Annotated in this window: 21 protein-coding genes and 1 pseudogene; 5 read left to right on the forward strand and 17 right to left on the reverse strand. The window is 44.4% G+C overall.

What is annotated here, in order from left to right; translation table 11 throughout:
- Positions 1–258: 258 nt before the first annotated feature.
- The 12 genes and pseudogenes from NYE53_RS17525 to NYE53_RS17580 form a co-directional block, all read right to left on the reverse strand.
- The gene (locus NYE53_RS17525; protein WP_251188206.1) at positions 259–930 is read right to left on the reverse strand and encodes a lipoprotein YvcA; all 672 of its coding nucleotides are present in this window, start codon (positions 928–930) and stop codon (positions 259–261) included.
- Between the two features lie 156 nt (positions 931–1086).
- Positions 1087–1807, reverse strand: a pseudogene (locus NYE53_RS17530) (lipoprotein YvcA).
- A gap of 136 nt (positions 1808–1943) precedes the next feature.
- Entirely contained in the window at positions 1944–2672 is a 729-nt protein-coding gene (locus NYE53_RS17535; RefSeq protein ID WP_339245949.1) for a lipoprotein YvcA, read from the reverse strand.
- A 129-nt stretch (positions 2673–2801) separates the two neighbouring features.
- On the reverse strand, positions 2802–4460 hold the full coding sequence (locus tag NYE53_RS17540; RefSeq protein WP_336155805.1) for a DUF2339 domain-containing protein: 1659 nt from the start codon (positions 4458–4460) through the stop codon (positions 2802–2804).
- Between the two features lie 263 nt (positions 4461–4723).
- A complete protein-coding gene (hisIE, locus tag NYE53_RS17545) occupies positions 4724–5347 on the reverse strand; it encodes a bifunctional phosphoribosyl-AMP cyclohydrolase/phosphoribosyl-ATP diphosphatase HisIE (RefSeq protein ID WP_069150391.1) in 624 nt (207 codons plus the stop codon).
- On the reverse strand, positions 5344–6102 hold the full coding sequence (gene hisF, locus NYE53_RS17550; protein WP_015714777.1) for an imidazole glycerol phosphate synthase subunit HisF: 759 nt from the start codon (positions 6100–6102) through the stop codon (positions 5344–5346). The genes hisIE and hisF overlap by 4 nt, the downstream gene beginning before the upstream one ends.
- The gene (hisA, locus tag NYE53_RS17555; protein WP_339245954.1) at positions 6099–6836 is read right to left on the reverse strand and encodes a 1-(5-phosphoribosyl)-5-[(5-phosphoribosylamino)methylideneamino]imidazole-4-carboxamide isomerase; all 738 of its coding nucleotides are present in this window, start codon (positions 6834–6836) and stop codon (positions 6099–6101) included. The genes hisF and hisA overlap by 4 nt, the downstream gene beginning before the upstream one ends.
- A complete protein-coding gene (gene hisH, locus NYE53_RS17560; RefSeq protein WP_042975255.1) occupies positions 6833–7471 on the reverse strand; it encodes an imidazole glycerol phosphate synthase subunit HisH in 639 nt (212 codons plus the stop codon). Before hisH ends, hisA begins: the two co-directional genes overlap by 4 nt.
- Positions 7472–8056 carry an imidazoleglycerol-phosphate dehydratase HisB gene (hisB, locus tag NYE53_RS17565; RefSeq protein ID WP_339245959.1) on the reverse strand — a complete coding sequence of 195 codons (585 nt, stop codon included), beginning with the start codon at positions 8054–8056 and terminating at the stop codon, positions 7472–7474.
- Positions 8053–9336, reverse strand: a complete 1284-nt coding sequence (gene hisD / locus NYE53_RS17570; RefSeq protein ID WP_339245960.1) for a histidinol dehydrogenase — start codon at positions 9334–9336, stop codon at positions 8053–8055. The genes hisB and hisD overlap by 4 nt, the downstream gene beginning before the upstream one ends.
- A complete protein-coding gene (gene hisG / locus NYE53_RS17575; protein WP_009968235.1) occupies positions 9333–9974 on the reverse strand; it encodes an ATP phosphoribosyltransferase in 642 nt (213 codons plus the stop codon). The genes hisD and hisG overlap by 4 nt, the downstream gene beginning before the upstream one ends.
- The gene (locus NYE53_RS17580) at positions 9967–11142 is read right to left on the reverse strand and encodes an ATP phosphoribosyltransferase regulatory subunit (protein WP_014481016.1); all 1176 of its coding nucleotides are present in this window, start codon (positions 11140–11142) and stop codon (positions 9967–9969) included. The genes hisG and NYE53_RS17580 overlap by 8 nt, the downstream gene beginning before the upstream one ends.
- Before the next feature lie 250 nt (positions 11143–11392).
- Here NYE53_RS17580 and NYE53_RS17585 point away from each other — a divergent pair, with 250 nt between their 5' ends.
- Together NYE53_RS17585 and pelC are read left to right on the forward strand one after the other, a co-directional pair.
- Positions 11393–12145, forward strand: a complete 753-nt coding sequence (locus NYE53_RS17585; RefSeq protein WP_144482859.1) for a C39 family peptidase — start codon at positions 11393–11395, stop codon at positions 12143–12145.
- 240 nt (positions 12146–12385) lie between these two features.
- Positions 12386–13051 (forward strand): pectate/pectin lyase PelC, encoded by a 666-nt coding sequence (gene pelC, locus NYE53_RS17590; RefSeq protein ID WP_021480690.1) that lies wholly within the window; start codon positions 12386–12388, stop codon positions 13049–13051.
- 19 nt (positions 13052–13070) lie between these two features.
- Here pelC and hprF read toward each other — a convergent pair whose 3' ends face one another.
- From hprF to hprK, 5 genes are read right to left on the reverse strand one after another with little or no spacing between them, the layout of a single operon-like run.
- A complete protein-coding gene (hprF, locus tag NYE53_RS17595; RefSeq protein ID WP_021480691.1) occupies positions 13071–13589 on the reverse strand; it encodes a heptaprenylglyceryl phosphate O-acetyltransferase in 519 nt (172 codons plus the stop codon).
- Positions 13590–13592: 3 nt separating this feature from the next.
- Entirely contained in the window at positions 13593–14243 is a 651-nt protein-coding gene (gene ppaX / locus NYE53_RS17600) for a pyrophosphatase PpaX (protein ID WP_339245962.1), read from the reverse strand.
- Positions 14240–15178: a nucleoside recognition domain-containing protein gene (locus tag NYE53_RS17605; protein ID WP_339245964.1), complete on the reverse strand. Its 939-nt coding sequence runs from the start codon at positions 15176–15178 to the stop codon at positions 14240–14242. Before NYE53_RS17605 ends, ppaX begins: the two co-directional genes overlap by 4 nt.
- 23 nt (positions 15179–15201) lie before the next feature.
- On the reverse strand, positions 15202–16011 hold the full coding sequence (gene lgt / locus NYE53_RS17610; protein WP_014478105.1) for a prolipoprotein diacylglyceryl transferase: 810 nt from the start codon (positions 16009–16011) through the stop codon (positions 15202–15204).
- 13 nt (positions 16012–16024) lie between these two features.
- A complete protein-coding gene (hprK, locus tag NYE53_RS17615; RefSeq protein WP_003228097.1) occupies positions 16025–16957 on the reverse strand; it encodes an HPr(Ser) kinase/phosphatase in 933 nt (310 codons plus the stop codon).
- Positions 16958–17138: 181 nt separating this feature from the next.
- Here hprK and nagA point away from each other — a divergent pair, with 181 nt between their 5' ends.
- The 3 genes from nagA to nagR are packed head-to-tail and all read left to right on the forward strand — an operon-like array spanning position 17139 to position 19803.
- Complete coding sequence (gene nagA / locus NYE53_RS17620) at positions 17139–18329, forward strand: N-acetylglucosamine-6-phosphate deacetylase (protein WP_212129099.1); 1191 nt, start codon at positions 17139–17141, stop codon at positions 18327–18329.
- Complete coding sequence (nagB, locus tag NYE53_RS17625) at positions 18326–19054, forward strand: glucosamine-6-phosphate deaminase (RefSeq protein ID WP_208476192.1); 729 nt, start codon at positions 18326–18328, stop codon at positions 19052–19054. The genes nagA and nagB overlap by 4 nt, the downstream gene beginning before the upstream one ends.
- Positions 19055–19071: 17 nt before the next feature.
- Positions 19072–19803, forward strand: a complete 732-nt coding sequence (nagR, locus tag NYE53_RS17630; RefSeq protein ID WP_029946143.1) for an N-acetylglucosamine utilization transcriptional regulator NagR — start codon at positions 19072–19074, stop codon at positions 19801–19803.
- Positions 19804–19821 lie beyond the last annotated feature (18 nt).

Genomic DNA, 19821 nt, shown 5'->3' on the forward strand with positions numbered 1-19821 from the left:
TAGGAAATCAGACTCTGTTTCGTTCTCTTTTCATTAACAAATCAAGCAAAACATCACAAACACATCAAAATACCTACTTCTTTTTTCATAAAATCGTTTATCATACGGCTCTTACTTAACCTCTTCATCTTTATAGTAGGTAAATCGAAACGAATACTCTATTTCCCTTAATTCTCTATAAGAAAAACTATTCTTTCCCTCTATATCATCAAAAGCCTTTTTCTTTGAGCAGATATCTCTCTTTCTTCGTATTTTCCTTTACATATCGCCAAAGGTAGTAGAGTTTATTATTTTTTTAACTTTTTCTTCATTTTCTTTCGGGTTTTGTTTACATGTATTTGCATTGGCGGAGCAGCTAAACATAAAAGAATATTCCATCCCTAAATAATCTTGTTTTTTCGATTTTATATAACCAAGGAAGATATAAGATGGTTTCTCTTCTTTGTCAAAGTTTTCTTGTTTTAAGGCAAAGTAAATATCTTTATCCTTCGTTTCTAATTTCTCAAAATTACCTTTGTATTTATTTTTACCGCTAATAATATCCAACATATTCTCCGGTTCGTTTATAAACGATTCATTTTGATAGAACTTTACTGAGGCATTCATTACTATATTCGTTTTTTTATTAAAGCTATCAAAAAATAGTGACTCGTTTGTCTTTGAAGTTTCAGAGTCGGAATACTCCGCATCCTCCGGAAACAACATCCTAAATCCTTTCAGCTTAGACTCAAGCAAATAATACCCTGGCTCCTCTTCTTTCGTTGACACCATGTACTCTCTCGTCTTCTCATCTTGAAACGCCGGAACTTGCGGCAGGTCTTTTGGATTCATGTCTTTTGGTTTTACAGTTTCTGCGTTATTGTTGTTCATACTGCATCCACCTGTCAGGACAAGTAATAAACTGAAGCAAATCAAGATGATCTTTTTCATTATAAACCTCCACGGTTTTTTTGTTGTTTCTTCAAATAATACTAATCGCCTTAGGGTTTGTATAACTTCACTTGCATGAATTGATGCAGACAATTATTAATAGTTATACTCTAAATCTATTAGCCCAACTTTACGCCTTCATCCTCATTTTCCATCTTATTTCTCCTTTTTATCTATTAAAAAGGTGATAGAATTAATTAATTTCTCAACTTTATTTTTAGCCTTTTCTTCATCTAAAGAGCATGGTTGATTTTCATTTTTGCATCCGAAAGTAAAGGCGCATTCAACTCCTAGGTTATCTTCTTCTTTAGATTTCACATATCCAAAGTAACTGTATGAATAATTATATTTTCTTTCAATATCCTCAAAGATGTCTTTTTTCTTAGCAAAGTAGATGTCCGTGTTCTTTTTACTGCTTTTTTTGTATTCACCTTTATAATCATTTTTCCCACTTACAATATCTAGCATTGTTTCAGGTTCATTCACAAAGCTTTCTTCTTTGTAGAATGTTACATGCCCATCAAACATTACATTGGTGTCTTTATCATAACTATTAAATCCGATACTTTCTTTATTTTTCCTAGTTAACGATGATCTTCTTGCTAGATATTTAGCATCTGCTGGAAACAACATCCTAAACCCTTTCAGCTTAGATTCAAGCACATAATACCCCGGCTCTTCTTCTTTTGTTGACACCATATACTCTCTCGTTTTCTCGTTCTGAAACGCAGGAACTTGCGGCAGGTCTTTTGGATTCATGTCCTTTGGTTTTACGGCTTCTGTGTTATTGTATTTTGTGGTGTATTTATCACTGACGCTCATACTGCATCCGCCTGTCAGGTAATAAGCTGAAGCAAAGCAAGATGGTCTTTTTCACGACGAACCTCCAATAGGTTTAACTAATCAATATTACTGATCCAATTGAAAAGTGATTCTGTGTAAACTTTTCTTTATAGTCATACTCTGAGTTAATTATAAAGAGCTTTATATTTTCGTTCATGAAAACATTCTTATTATCCATCTCTACTCCTCTTCTTATAAAAGATAATAGAATGAATGAGAGTATCAGTTCTTTCTCTTGCTTGATCTCCATTCAAAGCACAGGGTTGATCAACCTTTTTACAACGAACTATAAAAGAATATACTATTCCCAAGTACTCTTCATCACTAGATTTTATATATCCAAAATAACGAAAGGAATAATTGTATTTACGATCACTGTTTTTAAAAGTGCTTTTTTTTGATGCAGTATATACTATTTTCCCGTCAGTTTTTTCTTTCTTAAATTCACCTTTGTAACCATTCTCATTACTAATTTGGCGCAACATTGTCTCTGGATTATTAATAAAAGAAGATTTGTTATAGTAGCTAATTTGTGCATCTAAGAGTATATTTGATTTTTCATTAAAGCTTTGAAATCCTATCGATTCGCTATTCTTTCCATTTGATGTGGAATAATTAGGAAGATACTCACCATCCTCCGGAAACAACATCCTAAACCCTTTCAGTTTAGACTCAAACAAATAATACCCCGGCTCCTCTTCTTTCGTTGACACCATATACTCTCTCGTCTTCTCGTCCTGAAACGCCGGAACTTGCGGCAGGTCTTTTGGATCCATTTCTTTTGGTTTTAAGGCTTCTGTTTTATTGTCTTTTGTGTTGTTTTTTTCATTGTTGTTCATACTGCATCCTCCTGTCAGAGTAAGTAATAAGCAGAAGCAAAGCAAGATGATTTTTTTCATGACGAACCTCCACGGGTTTAACTGATAGATTGTTACAACATATTATTTAGTTCTAGCCGTATTACAATATAGAATCATACTGAAAAAAGACCGCCGCATTCTATCGGCAGTCTTGACCAGACATGATTGTTACTCTTTTTTCGAATAAAATACTCTGGATATAAACAGGCCAATGACCCCTAACAAGATGAATAAGACCGCTCTCCAAACAATATCAATCGAAGCAGAATCTATTAAAATTATTTTGGCAAGTGTAATGAATAAAAAGATCAGCCCAATTCGGTTCCATGTCTTGTCTTTGGTTGCGTAATAAACAGCATACATCACAATGACAAATATAAACCAAGACAGGGATACTCCGACGTTTACTGATACGCCGTCAATCCTATCCGACATCCATATGGATAATTTGCTGAAGAATACAAGCAGCAGCAATGAAACAGCGGACGAAACAACAGTTGTGACTTGTTTATAATGTATTTTCTTCGAATACAGATAGCCGCCAAAAAGTGAGCTGATCAGCAGCAGCCAAGAGACAATGCTGAGAACGTGTAATGAACGTGCCGGGTATTGTATGAGGCCGCAAGCTGCCTGTAATAATACAATCACTCCGGCAATGCCGATCAACCAGCTTTTTTTGCGGTATGACACGTAACACATCATGATTCCTTGTAAGGTGAATATGATGTACAGCAAGCTCACATTTTCAGCTAATGCATCCGCTGCCAATACATTAAAATAAATCATAGAAATGAGAAAAAATGTATGTTTGATTTCGGCAAATTCTTTAGTTTTCCATAAGCTTAACAACAGGTAAAACACAAATGCAGCAGTATAAAAAGCGTATAAGGCTGTATCGTTTTTCATGTACAGGACAACCCCTATAATGAAAACGACAAAAGCTCCGATTGTAACAGCTGTGAGATAGACAGCTTTTTTAAATTGGCTGTTCGATCGTAAGGCTGATAGGATCGTAATCGCCTGCTGTAGGATAAATACAGCAAGTGTCCAACCGGTCACCTGCGTATCTGTAAATGATAAGAAAGCAAAAATCGCTAATATAAAAGCATAGTTTGCTATATTCCATGCCACGCTGTACTTTTGTTTAACTGTCTCATATATTAAGCCTGCGAAAACCAATGACTCATATACATAAAAGATGTATTCATTTCCTTGTTTCCCGCCAAATAAAAAAGGATACAAGTAAACACCTGCGCCGATAATGGCGATTAGCGTTTGTGATCGGTATTTTCTTGATATGTACACACCGCCCGCAACGCCTGCAGCAAGAAGGATCATTGTAAGCGGCGTCGGTATAATCTGGTACAGCATGTTACCCGCAAACAAAGAAACAATATAGACAATATTACTGCCCGCCAATAATGAAATGCCCAATACACTGGCATTTTTCTTATGTGACCTGCTACCGAGAACATATAGCACAATAGAGACAATAAGTCCTGCCCCTACCCTCATATATGCGTTGATCCAGCCTTTTTCTGCAGCTGCCACAAATGCCCAAATCATACCAAGAAGAAAAACAAAAATAAAGATCTTCGGAAGCCAATTTCCCGCCATGTTTTCTAAAGTGCGGTTCTCTTTTCGCGGAGCCGGCGTCTTTTGTGGAACTTCGGTTTCCTTGTTGATTTTTGGATGCTCTTCCGTTTTGACTACTGCTTGTTCTTTCTTGCCAGCAGCGAGATACGCGATCTCCCTTTTGACACTTTCCAGTTCTTGTTCCAAACGTCCAACTTTTTTGTTCAGTTCATCAATTTTTTCGTTCACCATTCTCTCCTCATTTTTCGAATAATTAGCAGCCGCTTTTTCATACTATGTCTTTTCCTTACTATCCTGACCGGTTTGTATAAAATAATCCTAAAGACCTGATATCCATTTGGGATTTTCATTCTTAGTCATGTTACATCATGGGAAATTTTTGTTAAATAGGAAATTCGATTGGTTTTTTCATTTCTTCTATTAGGACAAGACAAATGGTTCAGCTGCAACAAATACATAAAAAAGGAGCTGACATATGAACAGCTCCAATCCTTTTATTTTTCAGAATGGCGTTTTTTCAATACATCAAGCACATCATCCAGCGGCAAGGCTTGTTCTCTGAGCAGGACAAGCAGGTGATACAGCAGGTCTGCCGCTTCCCATTTGAGTTCCTCGTGGTCCCGATTTTTCGCGGCGATGATGACTTCGGATGCTTCTTCACCGACTTTTTTCAAAATCTTATCGACGCCTTCGCGGAAAAGGTAAGTAGTATAAGCTCCCTCAGGCATCTCCGCTTGGCGTTCCGCTATCACACGCTCCAGTTCGTTCATGATGCCGAATCGGCCCGCGGCCTGTTCTTCTGTTTGTTCCTTTGTAAAACAGCTGTAGCTGCCAGTGTGGCATGCCGGGCCTGACGGTTCTACGAGTACGAGCAACGCGTCCTGGTCGCAGTCATACCGGATACCTTTGACGGCTTGCGTGTTCCCTGAGGTTTCTCCTTTATGCCATAGCGCTTGGCGTGAGCGGCTGTAAAACCATGTTTCCTTCGTTTCCAGCGTTTTTTCGTATGATTCCTTGTTCATATAGGCAAGTGTCAGCACTTCTTTGCTTGCCGCATCCTGCACGATGGCAGGAATTAATCCGTCCTCGTTAAAACGCAGTTCATCTGCCTGTTTCATCTCACATTCACCCCGTATTCTTTCAAGTATGATTTCACTTCTTTAATCGATGTTTCTTTATAATGAAAAATTGAGGCGGCCAGCGCGGCGTCAGCTTTTCCTTTTGTAAAAGCCTCAAGCATATGCTGTGCGTTTCCCGCGCCTCCCGAGGCGATAACAGGGACGGGGACAGCTTCGGAAACAAGCTTTGTCAGCGTGTGGTCGAAGCCTTTTTTCTCACCGTCAGAGTCCATGCTTGTCAGCAATATTTCTCCTGCCCCGCGTTTGACGCCTTCTTTTGCCCACGCGGTGACCTCCCAATCTGTTTTCTTTCTGCCGCCGTGCGTATAGACCTTATATGTGTCAGATTCTTTGTCATACTTGGCATCAATGGCAAGAACGATGCATTGCGAACCGAAAAACTCGGCTCCTTCTGCAATCAGCTCAGGGCGAAGAACAGCTGCCGTGTTCACCGACACTTTGTCCGCTCCGGCACGCAGTATCGTTTTCATATCACTGAGCTGATTGATGCCGCCGCCGACTGTAAACGGAATGGCAAGCTTCGCGGCAACCTGCTCCACAACGTCAACCATCGTTTTGCGTCCTTCATGCGAGGCAGAAATATCAAGAAAAACGAGTTCATCCGCGCCTTCCCGGTCGTACACTTCCGCCAGTTCAACTGGGTCACCGGCATCCTTCAATTCAAGAAATTGAATTCCTTTGACAACGCGTCCTTCTTTGACATCAAGGCATGGGATAATCCGTTTTGTGATCATTTGCGCTTCACCCTTTCAAGCGCCTCACACAGCGTAAACTGATTGGTATACAACGCTTTTCCGATGATTGCTCCAGAGACGCCGTCCGCCTCATAGCGGGCGAGGTCTTCGAGATCCGTGACGGAGCTGACTCCGCCTGAAGCGATCACCGATTTCCCCGTTTCCTTAGCAAGCTCAACCGTGCTTTTAACATTGGGGCCTGACAGCATTCCGTCTGTCGCGATGTCAGTAAAAATAAAGACTTCCGCACCTTCATTGGCAAGCTCTTTGCCCAGTTCAGTTGCCTTAAGGGTTGATGTTTCCAGCCATCCCTCTGTTGAAACAAAACCGTTTCTCGCATCCAGTCCGATTGCAATTTTCTCGCCATATTGTTTCAGCATTTTTTTGACAAACGGAGGGTTAGAAACTGCTGAGCTTCCTAGGATCACCCGATCGACTCCTGCTGATAAATATTCGTAGACGTCTTTTTCGGAACGGATCCCGCCGCCGATTTCGACTTTCAGGTTCAGCTTTTGCGCAATCTCAATCACATGGCGATCATTCACTCTTTTCCCTTCTTTGGCCCCGTCGAGATCAACGAGATGGATCCATTCGGCACCCTCTTTCGCAAATAACTCAGCCATGTCGTACGGTGAATCGCCATATATCGTTTCCTTATTATAATCCCCTTGAACAAGGCGGACACATTTGCCATTTCTCATATCAATTGCCGGATATATTGTAAAAGCACTCATTTTTTCACCTTCTGTTCTGCTGCCATTTTCGTAAATTGGGTTAAAATAGACATTCCGACAGTGCTGCTTTTTTCTGGATGAAATTGGGCGCCGAAGACGTTTCTTTTTCCGACTACAGCAGGCACTCGCACACCATAATCGGCGCTTGCCAGAAGCGCGTTCTCCTCCATCCCGTCAATGTAATAAGAATGAACGAAGTAAGCGTAGCCTTGTTCTGTTTCAGACAGCAGCGGAGATTCATTATGAAAAGAAAGACGATTCCAGCCCATATGCGGAACCTTCAGCTTGTTTCCTTTTTCATCTTCTGCTTTCAGCCTGACTGCTTTTCCTTTTAACAGCCCTAGTCCTGAAGCGGTGCCGTTTTCTTCGCTTTCTTCAAATAAAAGCTGCATGCCGAGGCAGATCCCGAGAAGCAGCCTTCCCTCTGAGACCATATCGTGAATCAATTGATCAAGCTTCGTGTAGCGCAAATTGTCCATCGCGTCTCCAAATGAACCGACTCCCGGCAAAATGAAGGCATCAGCTTCTTTCAGCTCCTCCGGCTTTTCAGAAACAAAATACGGCACACCGACACGTTCAAGCGCCTTTGAGACACTGTATAAATTCCCCATTCCGTAATCTATCACGCCGATCATTTACAGCATCCCTTTCGTTGACGGTATTCCTTTAACTCGCGGATCGATCGTTGTCGCTTCATCAAGCGCACGTCCCAGTGCTTTAAAAACGGCTTCAATCATGTGGTGGGTGTTTGTGCCATAATGAACGATGACGTGCAGGTTCATTCGAGCTTCGAGCGCCAGCTTCCACAAAAATTCATGTACAAGCTCCGTATCGAAAGTTCCGACTTTAGCAGCCGGGAAGTCAGCCCGCATTTCTAAGTGCGGCCGGTTGCTTAAATCAATCACAACTTGAGCAAGTGCCTCATCCATCGGCACAAACGCCGATCCGTAGCGTTTGATTCCTTTTTTATCGCCCAACGCTTCGAGCAGCGCCTGCCCTAAGCAGATGCCGATATCTTCAGTCGTGTGGTGATCATCTATATCAACATCGCCTTTTGCGTTAATGGAAAGATCGAATTGGCCATGTTTCGCAAATAAATCCAACATATGTGTCATAAACGGCACATCTGTTTTGATATCCGCTTGTCCCCCGCCGTCTATTGTAAATGTCAGCTCAATATCTGTTTCGTTTGTTTTCCTGACGCGTTCCGCTTTTCTCATTTAGAAATCCTCCGTTCTCTCGCTTCAATTGATCTGGCATGGGCTTCTAACCCTTCCAATCTGGCAAAAGCCGCGATGCTTTCGGCATGTTCTTCAAAGGCTGATTGACTGTAAGAAATAATGCTCGCTTTCTTTTGAAAATCCGTTACGTTTAATGGACTTGAAAATCTGGCTGTTCCGTTTGTCGGAAGCACATGGTTCGGTCCGGCAAAATAATCACCGACAGGCTCAGGGCTGTATCTGCCTAAGAAAATTGCACCCGCATGTTTGATACTGCCAAGCAAAGCTTCCGGAGACTGTGTTATGATTTCTAAATGCTCTGGCGCGAGTATATTGACAGTATCAATCGCTTCCACCATTGTTTCCGCCACATATATACAACCGTAATCTCTCACTGAAGCTTCCGCTATTTCTCTACGCGGCAAGGTTTTCAGCTGCTTACTCACCTCGGCTGAAACCGCCTCGGCCAGAGCCATGGAATCTGTGACAAACACACATGAGCTGAGCTTATCGTGTTCCGCCTGTGACAGCAGATCGGCTGCAATTTCGCTCGGAATCGCTGTTTCATCAGCCAGCACGACGATTTCACTCGGTCCGGCAATCATATCGATATCGACATCGCCGAACACTTCTCGTTTGGCAAGCGCGACATAAATGTTGCCCGGACCCGTGATTTTATCCACCGGCTCAATGGTTTCTGTTCCGTATGCTAACGCCGCAATCGCCTGAGCGCCGCCTATTTTGTAAATATCTTTTATGCCCAGCTCGGCTGCTGCAACCAAAACTCCAGGAGACAGCAGACCGTCTTTTCCCGGAGGCGTGACAAGAACGATTCTTTCAACGCCCGCTACGAGCGCCGGAATCACATTCATCAAAACAGATGAAGGATATGCGGCCGTTCCCCCCGGCACATATACACCGGCGGAATCCAACGCCGTCACTTTCTGCCCCAGCATTGTGCCGTCCTTTCTGTGATAAAACCAGGAGGATTGCAGCTGTCTTTCGTGATATTCCCTAATATTTTCGATTGCCTGCCTAATCACCTGAAGAAGACGTGAATCCAGTGAGGTGTATGCCTCCTCAAATTCTTCTTTTGTGACGAGTGGACTGTCTATTTCGATGCCGTCAAATTTCGCCGTATAGCTGCGAACCGCCTGATCACCGTTTGCCTTTACATCTTCAATAATGGACCGGACCGCTTTTCTTTGCTCCTCCGTTCCGGCATCGATGGAACGCTTGAGAGAAAGCCGTTCCGATCCGCTGATGGTTTTGATCTTCATTTTGCAGTCTCTCCTTCCACAACGAGAGATAGGCGGGATGCCATTTCGTCAATCACATCGTCTTTCATGCGATAGCTTACCGGGTTGACAATAAAGCGAGAGGTAATGTCACAAATGTGCTCCGTTTCAACAAGCCCATTTTCTTTCAGCGTCTGTCCTGTGGAAACAATGTCCACTATCCGATCTGCAAGCCCAATGAGCGGAGCCAGTTCAATTGAACCGTTGAGCTTAATAATCTCGACTTGTTCTCCCTGCTCTCTGAAATAACTGGAAGCCACATTCGGATACTTTGTCGCGATTCTTGGCGCTACGCCGCTCCAGTCTGTATTCGGAAGTCCGGCGACAGCTAAGTGGCATTTGCTGATGTTTAAATCCAGTACCTCATACACATCGCGTTCCTCCTCCAGCATGACATCCTTGCCCGCAATTCCGACGTCTGCCACGCCATGCTCCACATACGTGGTTACGTCCATCGGCTTCGCTAATATGAAACGAAGATTTTCCTCCGGCACATCGATGATCAGTTTTCTCGAATCTTCAAACTCCTCAGGGAGCCTGTAGCCTGCCTGCCTCAGCAACCCTGCCGCTTCTTCAAATATCCGGCCCTTTGGCATCGCCATTGTGAGTAACTTACCCATTTTGCTCTTCCTTTCTGGCACCGATAAAATAAGTGACGTTTGCAAAAGATTTTGTCATCTGGTCGATATTTTCTATTCCCGATAAATCTTGAAGAACCACTTTGTTCCCTTTCATGCGTTCTTCATTCGCATAAGCGATGGCTTGCGCCCGCTGCTCTTTGCTGAAAATAACAGCGTCTATATCACAAGGTTCTTCTTTCATATGAAGGGCTTCAATCAGCCGGTCGATCCGAAGCCCGAAGCCTGTTGCCGGTGCAGGTGAATCAAAATGGCCCAGCAGCTTGTTGTAACGGCCACCGCTTCCAATGACAAAACCGACATTCTCGGCGTACACTTCAAATAAAATCCCTGTGTAATAGCTCATGTGGCTGACCATATTCAGATCCAGGCGGACATTTTCCGTACAGCCGTAATCCTCAAGAATGTCCCACAGCGCCTTCAGCTCATCAACCACGCTTTTTCCTTGCGCAGAATCGACGATTTCCTCGGCACGTCCGCATACTTCTATACCGCCCCGCAGTTCAAGGAGCTCAAGCAGCCTGCTTTTATCAATGGAGGAAAGCGGGAGAGACTTGACATGCTCTCTGTAACCGACGTAGTTCTTTTCATATAAGAACCTCCGCAGCACATCAGCTCGTTCAACGTTCCCGAGCACCTCAACAAACAAAGCATCCGCAATGCCGGCATGGCCAATAGCAATTTTAAAGGATGCCAGCCCAGCGTTTTTCAATGCCCCGACGACTAAAGCAATGACCTCCGCATCCGCGCTCGTCGTGCCGTCACCGATTAACTCCACTCCGACCTGCTCAAACTCAGCCGGACGTCCGCCTTCACGCTCCTGAGCCCTGAATACATTTGCCGCATAGCCGACTCTTAGCGGATGACCGTGTTTCAGAAGCTTCGATGCCGCCACCCTTGCAATCGGCCCCGTCATATCCGGGCGAAGCACCAATGTCTTGCCGTCCTGATCAAGTAGCTTAAACAGCTGCTGCTCTTCAATTGCTGACTGGACGCCAACGGTATCGTAAAACTCCAGTGTCGGCGTTTCCATAAATTGATATCCCCATTTATCAATCAAATCGGTTAACGATCGTCTCACCTTTTTTTTCGTTTCGTATAAACCGGGCAGTGTATCTCTCATGCCGTGCGGTTTTTCAAACATAAACATCAACCCGAGCACCTCCGCTGTTATCTTATGAAGGAAAATTCCGAATCCTTTAGTTCACTAATATGATAATATGTTAGCAGATGAAAGAATGAAAATCAACGCTTAACTTTAGTAAGGATATTTTTAGTTCGAATATCCTTCTCCTCATTATGAAAAAATCATGAATAATGTATTAAAGGTACGTAATATCTCAAATTCTTTATGTTTGGCATGCTATAATACAAATCAAATAGAGAACAAGGAGATAAAGATGAAAACACTGCGAACTCTATGTGTCCTGATGATTCTTTCAGGCGTTATTTTTTTCGGACTTAAAATAGATGCAAAAGATATAGATATTCCTTTTTTGAACAGCCTTAAAAAAGTGGTTTCTGATAGCGATACAGATACAGGTGCGAATAGCAAAAAGGAGCTGAAGGGAAGCGCAAAACCGCTGGATGTCATCCTTTACAATCAAATGGACGCACCCCGGCTCTATAACGGCTGTGAAGTAACAAGCCTTGCGATGGTGCTGAATTACGCAGGATACGACGTGACAAAAAACACCCTGGCAAATCAGGTTGCCACAGTGCCTTTGACATACAGCAGCGGATTAAAGGGTGATCCGAATGACGGATTTGTCGGGGATATGGCGAATGGCCCTGGTCTCGGTGTCTACCATCGACCGATCTATCAGCTGGCGAAAACCTATGCGGGAGACAAAGTGTCTGATCTGACTGGAAAAAGCATTTCTGCTGTTTATGAACAGCTTGAAAAAGGCAATCCAGTTTGGGTTATTACGACAGCCAACTTTACGCCAGTTGACAACATGCAGACTTGGAAAACGCCAAACGGAACGATAGAGATTACGTACAGCGAACACAGCGTCGCCGTTACGGGATATGATGATAAATATGTGTATCTCAATGATCCGTATGGCTATAAAAACAGAAAAACCGATAGAACAAGCTTTGAAAAAGCGTGGAAACAAATGGGCAGCCAGGCCGTAGTTATTCAAAAGTAAACACCTGAAAGCCTCACTATGCTCTATCCTGAGCAAATACGACAATATTCATGCTTTTTGTTTCAATCGGTAAGATCGATTCATTTTCCATTTATCACCCAAAATTGTCTTTACTTTCAGGCTATCTGTTTTTATGATTAAAGCAGATTCAGCCTTGCCCCGATCTATGTGAGAGAAGCCGGTGCAAGTCGCTGACGCTTCTCTTGCAAAAAATGAAAGATATCCGGGGAGGATTTATCATTGAAAAAATTCGTGTCTATCCTATTTATGTTCGGTTTGGTTATGGTGTTCAGCCAGTTTCAGTCATCAACCGCTTTTGCAGCAGACAAAGTGGTGCACGAAACAATTATCGTACCAAAAAATACAACATATGACGGGAAAGGACAGCGGTTTGTGGCAGGGAAAGAATTAGGCGACGGAAGCCAGTCAGAAAACCAAGACCCTGTTTTTCGTGTGGAAGATGGAGCAACCCTGAAAAATGTGGTGCTTGGTGCACCTGCCGCTGATGGCGTGCACACTTATGGAAACGTTAACATTCAGAATGTGAAATGGGAAGATGTTGGTGAGGATGCGTTAACGGTGAAGAAGGAAGGAAAAGTGACGATCGACGGCGGTTCTGCTCAAAAAGCGTCAGATAAGATATTCCAAATCAATAAAGCCAGTACATTCACAGTGAAAAACTTCACGGCAGACAATGGCGGAAAGTTCATAAGACAGCTTGGCGGTTCAACCTTCCACGTTGATGTGATCATCGATAAGTGCACCATCACAAACATGAAGGAAGCGATATTCCGGACGGACAGCAAAACAAGCACGGTCAGAATGACAAATACACGCTACTCTAATGTCGGTCAAAAATGGATTGGTGTTCAGCATATTTACGAAAACAACAACACTCAATTTTAACCAAAAAAGTCCGCTGATGTTATTCAGCGGACTTTTTCAATCTTTCTTGCATTTCTTCCTTCGTATAGATGATCCTCATCGGATTTCCGCCGACAAATGCGCCGGCAGGCACGTCTTTATGGACAAGTGTTCCGGCGGACACAACTGCGCCATCTCCTATTTTCACCCCGGGCAGAATGGTCGTGTTGGCACCAATCATCACTTCGTCTCCGATCAGAACTTTGCCGATCCGGTATTCGTGAATCAAATACTCATGGGCCAGAATGGTCGTATTGTACCCGATGATTGTATTTGTTCCGACTGAGATCTTTTCCGGAAACATGATATCTGGCATCACCATGAGGGCAAAGGATGTCTGATTTCCAACCTTCATCCGCAGAAATGTACGGTACAGCCAGTTTTTCATCCCTATAAACGGCGTATATCTCGCAATTTGAATGACAATGAAATTTTTGACGACCTTTAGAAAAGGTACCGTTTGATAGACATGCCACAGTGAGTTGGCCCCCGAGACCGGATGACGATCTGTTTTTCTCACAGATTACTTCACTCCAACGATTTGTAATAGATCACTCATTTTCTCAAGCATAAAATCCGGCTCATGCTTCGCCAGCATTTCCGGCCCTTTAATCGTCCATGCGACTCCTGCCGTTTTTGTACCGGCGTTTTTCCCTGCCAGCACATCATGGTAATTATCTCCGACCATAATGGCTTCCTCGGGCTTGCTTCCTAGCTGTTTCAGCGCTAACAGCACAGGCTCGGGATCAGGCTTTGCATTCGTCACATCATCAAGGGTGACAACTGTTTCAAAGAATTCGCCGATTCCCGTGAGCTTGAGGCCCATATTGACAGTATCTCTTAATTTTGTTGTCACAATTCCTAATGTAAAGCCGGCTTTTTTTAATGCATCCAGGGTCTCATATACCGTTTCATATTCAGTCACGAGTGAATCATGCATGTCATGATTGTACGCTCTGTACATAGCGATCATATCCTCGCATTTATCAGGGTCCATCGAAGAGAACGTTTCAAAAAGAGACGGCCCGATAAACGCAAGGACATCTTCTCGTTTATACTTGCTCGGATAATAATGCTCCAGTGTATGCAAAAAGGACCCGATAATTAATTCATTCGTATTAATAAGCGTTCCGTCTAAATCAAAAAGAATCGTCGTTACTTGTTTGTCACTCATATTGCTTCCTTTCCAACCGCTGAGGGTTTCCATTTTTTCCAGGTGTGCGCAATAGCCATTGTCAGCAGAACTGCTGTGGTGACACGAATCAAAAGAAGCGGCCAGACCGGTATGCCGAGCGGTTTAAAGACAAGTGTATCTTCCACGACCGCGTGGCAGGCAACGAGAAATATAAATGCCAATGTCATATCCCGCCTGCTCACGCCGTCATCCTCGACAGCTTTGATCATGACACCCGCTCCGTAGGCCAGACCAATCGTCAGTCCCGCCACCATCGTCATAGACGTATTTTTATTCATGCCAAGCAGCTGCGTAAACGGAGACAGCCACCTGGAGAACCGATGCAGCCAGCCTAAATCTCTTAAAAACTGGATGATGATCATCAGCGGTATGACAATTGCCGCCAGCTGCAAAACACCAAGTCCGGCTTTCGTTAATGCTTCTGCCAACATTCCTAGCCAGCTGTCTGGCGCCACGCTCTTCGCAGCGATAAAACCGTACTGCGCCGTTTCCTGTCCGCCATGCCAAATGAGGTTGATGACGATGGCTGACACAGCGGCCAAACCGATGCGCACGGCCAATATGACGCCAATTCTGATACCAACCTTTGCGGCAACTGTCGATTCGATAATCAAGTTATGACAGAAAGAAAGCATAACAGCTAAAATAAAGACTTCTTTCACAGATAAATCCAATGTTAAAATCCCGGCAATTCCCGCATACAGATTCAGCATATTTCCCAGTACAAGCGGAATGGCCGCTTCACCAGAAAGCCCGAAGAGACCCATTACCGGTGTGATCAGCCGTACAAGCCAATCCATGACAGGGGTATGCTGAAGCAAAGTGACCAATAGCGTTACCGGGAAAATCACTTTACCCAGCGTCCATGTTGTTTGAAAACCTGCTGCAAGACCGGCCAGAAAGATTTTCTTCATCCCTCATCCCCCTTTGTTGACGTCTACTCCGCGTACCGCTCCTTCGAGTATCCCTTGACGCGTCTGAAGATGATGGCTGCCACAGCCAAAACAATCAATACGATTGAAATCACCTGAGCGATGCGAAGTGAATCAGTCAGCATTAAGCTGTCAGTCCGCATTCCTTCAATAAAGTATCTTCCGATTGAATACCAAATGATATAGATCAAGAACATCTCGCCTCTACGCAAATTCGCTCTGCGCAGGAACAGTAAAACAATGACGCCGACAAAGCTCCATAGTGATTCATATAAAAAAGTAGGATGATAATATTGCCCATTGATATACATTTGATTGATGATAAATTCAGGCAGGTGCAGGTTTTCTAAAAAGGCTCTGCTGACAGCCTCGCCGTGCGCTTCCTGATTCATGAAGTTCCCCCAGCGGCCGATCGCCTGGCCGAGCAAAATGCTGGGCGCGGCAATGTCCGCAAGCTTCCAGAACGAAAGGTTTTTCACTCTCGAAAACACATAACCCGTTAAAATGGCGCCGATTAATCCGCCATGAATGGCAATGCCGCCCTTCCAAATCTTAATGATTTCTCCCGGATGTGCCGCATAATAGTCCCATTCAAAGGCAACGTAATAAATTCGCGCGCAAATAATCGCAATCGGAATGGCAAACAGGACAAGATCAATAAACGTATCTTTCTGCAGCCCCCGTTTTTCACTTTCCCTCATCGCAATCCACAGCCCGAGCAAAGCGCCGAGACCGATAATGATTCCGTACCAATGGACGGCTAACGGCCCCAGCTGAAATGCTATCGGATTGAGTGGTTCTATCGCTTCATTCATTTAACGCCAACTCCTATTCTTCTTGTTCACCGTCTTCAATGACGTCCGCCAGCTTGTTGGTAAATTGTTCAGCGGCATTCAGCCCCATCCGCTTCAATCTGAAGTTCATTGCTGCCACTTCGATGATGACTGCAAGATTTCGGCCTGGGCGGACGGGAATCGTCAGTTTTGTAATTTCTGTATCAATGATTTTCATGGTCTCTTCCTCAAGTCCGAGCCGGTCGTATTGCTTGCCCTGCTCCCAGAGTTCAAGATTCATGACAATCGTGATTCGTTTATTGCTTCTGACCGCGCCAGCGCCAAATAGCGTCATCACGTTGATAATGCCAAGGCCCCTGATCTCAAGAAGGTGCTCAATTAATTCCGGAGCGTTTCCCACAAGAGTATCCTGATCCTCCTGCCGTATTTCAACGCAATCATCGGCAACAAGGCGATGCCCTCTTTTCACAAGCTCCAGCGCTGTTTCGCTTTTTCCGACGCCGCTCTTTCCTGTGATCAGCACGCCGACACCATATATATCGACAAGAACGCCATGAATTGCTGTGGTAGGCGCCAGCCTGCTCTCAAGGAAGTTGGTTAAACGGCTTGACAGTCTTGTCGTTTTCAGCGGCGATCTGAGGACAGGCACCCCATTTTTCTCGGAGGCGTCAATCAGCTCCTGCGGGATGGGCATATCTCTAGAAAGAATAATAGCTGGTGTTACATCAGTGCACAGAGAATCCATTCGCTGTTTTTTCTCCTCTTCAGGAAGCTGTTCAAAGAAAGAAAGCTCTGTTTTTCCGAGAAGCTGCACGCGCTCTCTCGGGTAATATGTAAAATATCCGGCAATTTCAATGCCTGGTCTTGATAGGTCACTCATTGTAATCGGGCGGTTAATTCCTTCTTCTCCGCTGATTAATTCCAAATTGAACTGTTCCATTACGTCTTTTGTGCGAACCTTTGCCACGATATGTTCCTCCTGTTCCGGGCTGCCCCGAGCTTGCTCACAATACTTTCATTTTATCACTTTCAGGCTTGAACCTAAAACAGATTTTATAAAAGGCGGGAAAACACCTCAGCTGGTCTAGATCACTAGTCTGAAAAAGAGTAAAATAAAGGTATTCAAATTCCAGAAAGGCGGATCATCTATGGCAGAGAGTCTTCTTATCAAAGACATTGCGATCGTGACAGAAAATGAAGTAATCAAAAACGGCTATGTCGGAATCAATGACGGAAAAATCAGCACAGTCTCAACAGAACGGCCCAAGGAGTCATATTCAAAAGAAATTCAAGCACCTGCGAATTCCGTTTTGCTTCCCGGCATGATTGACATTCATATCCACGGCGGCTATGGCGCAGATACGATGGATGCAAGCTTTTCTGCGCTCGACATCATGTCGTCAAGACTTCCCGAAGAAGGCACGACGAGCTTTTTAGCCACAACGATTACCCAAGAGCATGGGAACATTTCTCAAGCTTTGGTGAACGCAAGAGAGTGGAAAGCGGCTGAAGAGTCCTCTTTATTAGGTGCAGAACTGCTCGGCATTCATTTAGAGGGCCCCTTTGTTTCACCTAAAAGAGCCGGAGCGCAGCCAAAGGAGTGGATTAGGCCTTCGGATGTTGCGCTTTTCAAAAAGTGGCAGCAGGAGGCGGGCGGACTGATCAAAATTGTTACACTTGCGCCGGAGGAGGATCAGCATTTTGAACTGATCCGCCATTTGAAAGACGAATCGATTATCGCATCCATGGGGCACACGGATGCCGATTCCGAATTGCTGTCGGATGCCGCAAAAGCAGGGGCGAGCCATATGACTCATCTGTACAACGCGATGAGCCCGTTTCATCACCGAGAGCCCGGAGTGATCGGAACGGCGCTTGCCCATGATGGGTTTGTGACAGAGCTAATAGCCGATGGCATCCATTCCCATCCTTTAGCAGCTAAGCTTGCTTTTTTGGCGAAAGGCAGCAGCAAGCTCATTTTAATTACCGATTCCATGAGGGCAAAAGGCCTGAAAGACGGCGTATATGAGTTCGGCGGCCAAAGTGTGACGGTAAGAGGACGAACAGCTCTTCTTTCAGACGGAACCCTTGCCGGTTCGATCCTCAAAATGAATGAAGGCGCACGGCATATGCGTGAGTTTACAAATTGCTCTTGGACGGATATAGCTAATATAACTTCTGCAAACGCGGCCAAACAGCTGGGCATCTTTGACCGAAAAGGCAGTGTGACTGTGGGAAAAGATGCAGATTTGGTGATTGTCAGCAGTGATTGCGAGGTGATTCTCACCATTTGCCGCGGAAACATTGCATTTATATCCAAGGAGGCTGACCAGATATGAAAGTAATGGAATGTCAAACATATGAAGAGCTAAGCCAAAAAGCAGCCAGAATAACGGCAGATACAATCAAAGAAAAACCTGATGCCGTTCTCGGGTTAGCGACGGGCGGCACACCGGAAGGCACTTATCGCGAGCTGATCCGCCTGCACCAAACTGAGAATCTCTCATTTCAAAACGTCACTACAGTTAATTTGGATGAGTACGCCGGACTTTCAAGCGATGACCCGAACAGCTATCACTTCTATATGAATGACCGTTTATTTCAGCATATCGACAGCAAGCCTAGCCGGCATTTTATTCCGAATGGAAATGCAGACGATTTGGAAGCCGAATGCAGACGGTATGAACAGCTAGTCGAATCCCTGGGCGGCACTGACATTCAGCTTCTCGGCATCGGCCGAAACGGACACATCGGCTTTAACGAACCGGGAACGTCTTTCAAGTCACGAACTCATGTTGTGACATTAAATGAACAAACCCGCCAGGCGAATGCCAGATATTTTCCTTCCATAGACAGCGTGCCAAAAAAAGCACTCACAATGGGAATTCAAACGATACTCTCAAGCAAGCGCATTCTGCTGCTCATTTCTGGAAAAAGCAAAGCGGAAGCTGTTCGTAAGCTGTTAGAAGGAAACATAAGCGAAGATTTTCCCGCATCTGCTTTGCACCTGCATTCCGATGTTACGGTTTTGATTGATCGTGAAGCCGCGTCATTAAGACCTTGAAAGGAACATGCTGACTTATGAATATCAATAAACAATCGCCTATTCCGATTTATTATCAGATTATGGAGCAATTAAAAAACCAAATTAAGAGCGGAGAGCTGCAGCCGGATATGCCTCTTCCTTCTGAGCGCGAATATGCACAACAATTCGGGATCAGCCGGATGACAGTTCGCCAGGCGCTTTCTAATTTAGTTAATGAAGGCTTGCTCTATCGCCTGAAGGGGCGGGGCACCTTTGTCAGCAAGCCAAAAATGGAACAAGCACTTCAAGGGCTGACAAGCTTTACCGAGGATATGAAAAGCCGCGGGATGACACCGGGCAGCAGGCTCATTGATTATCAGCTTATTGATTCGACTGAGGAACTCGCGGCTATATTAGGCTGCGGGCACCCCTCCTCTATCCATAAAATCACTCGGGTGCGGCTGGCAAATGATATTCCGATGGCGATTGAGTCCTCACATATTCCGTTTGAGCTTGCGGGTGAATTAAACGAATCGCATTTTCAGTCGTCGATCTATGATCATATTGAAAGGTACAACAGCATACCGATTTCCCGTGCAAAACAGGAGCTTGAGCCAAGCGCTGCCACCACGGAAGAAGCGAACATTCTTGGTATTCAAAAGGGAGCGCCGGTCCTATTAATCAAACGAACAACATATCTGCAGAACGGAACTGCTTTTGAGCATGCAAAATCTGTATACAGAGGCGACCGTTATACATTTGTCCACTATATGGATCGTCTTTCATAAAAAAAGCCTCCAACCCTT

The sequence above is a fragment of the Bacillus sp. FSL R5-0523 genome, from assembly GCF_037975295.1.
Taxonomy (GTDB): Bacteria; Bacillota; Bacilli; order Bacillales; family Bacillaceae; genus Bacillus; species Bacillus subtilis.

What these genes read in the sequence shown, in the direction of transcription:
- nagB (WP_208476192.1), top strand. Translation starts at nt 18,326, where the DNA reads ATGAAAGTAATGGAATGTCAAACATATGAAGAGCTAAGCCAAAAAGCA.
- hisG (WP_009968235.1), bottom strand. Translation starts at nt 9,974, where the DNA reads ATGGGTAAGTTACTCACAATGGCGATGCCAAAGGGCCGGATATTTGAA.
- hisF (WP_015714777.1), bottom strand. Translation starts at nt 6,102, where the DNA reads ATGATCACAAAACGGATTATCCCATGCCTTGATGTCAAAGAAGGACGC.
- NYE53_RS17580 (WP_014481016.1), bottom strand. Translation starts at nt 11,142, where the DNA reads ATGTTTATGTTTGAAAAACCGCACGGCATGAGAGATACACTGCCCGGT.
- NYE53_RS17605 (WP_339245964.1), bottom strand. Translation starts at nt 15,178, where the DNA reads ATGAAGAAAATCTTTCTGGCCGGTCTTGCAGCAGGTTTTCAAACAACA.
- NYE53_RS17525 (WP_251188206.1), bottom strand. Translation starts at nt 930, where the DNA reads ATGAAAAAGATCATCTTGATTTGCTTCAGTTTATTACTTGTCCTGACA.
- lgt (WP_014478105.1), bottom strand. Translation starts at nt 16,011, where the DNA reads ATGAATGAAGCGATAGAACCACTCAATCCGATAGCATTTCAGCTGGGG.
- NYE53_RS17540 (WP_336155805.1), bottom strand. Translation starts at nt 4,460, where the DNA reads ATGGTGAACGAAAAAATTGATGAACTGAACAAAAAAGTTGGACGTTTG.
- hisH (WP_042975255.1), bottom strand. Translation starts at nt 7,471, where the DNA reads ATGATCGGCGTGATAGATTACGGAATGGGGAATTTATACAGTGTCTCA.
- hisD (WP_339245960.1), bottom strand. Translation starts at nt 9,336, where the DNA reads ATGAAGATCAAAACCATCAGCGGATCGGAACGGCTTTCTCTCAAGCGT.
- hisB (WP_339245959.1), bottom strand. Translation starts at nt 8,056, where the DNA reads ATGAGAAAAGCGGAACGCGTCAGGAAAACAAACGAAACAGATATTGAG.
- nagA (WP_212129099.1), top strand. Translation starts at nt 17,139, where the DNA reads ATGGCAGAGAGTCTTCTTATCAAAGACATTGCGATCGTGACAGAAAAT.
- hisIE (WP_069150391.1), bottom strand. Translation starts at nt 5,347, where the DNA reads ATGAAACAGGCAGATGAACTGCGTTTTAACGAGGACGGATTAATTCCT.
- NYE53_RS17585 (WP_144482859.1), top strand. Translation starts at nt 11,393, where the DNA reads ATGAAAACACTGCGAACTCTATGTGTCCTGATGATTCTTTCAGGCGTT.
- ppaX (WP_339245962.1), bottom strand. Translation starts at nt 14,243, where the DNA reads ATGAGTGACAAACAAGTAACGACGATTCTTTTTGATTTAGACGGAACG.
- nagR (WP_029946143.1), top strand. Translation starts at nt 19,072, where the DNA reads ATGAATATCAATAAACAATCGCCTATTCCGATTTATTATCAGATTATG.
- hisA (WP_339245954.1), bottom strand. Translation starts at nt 6,836, where the DNA reads ATGAGTGCTTTTACAATATATCCGGCAATTGATATGAGAAATGGCAAA.
- NYE53_RS17535 (WP_339245949.1), bottom strand. Translation starts at nt 2,672, where the DNA reads ATGAAAAAAATCATCTTGCTTTGCTTCTGCTTATTACTTACTCTGACA.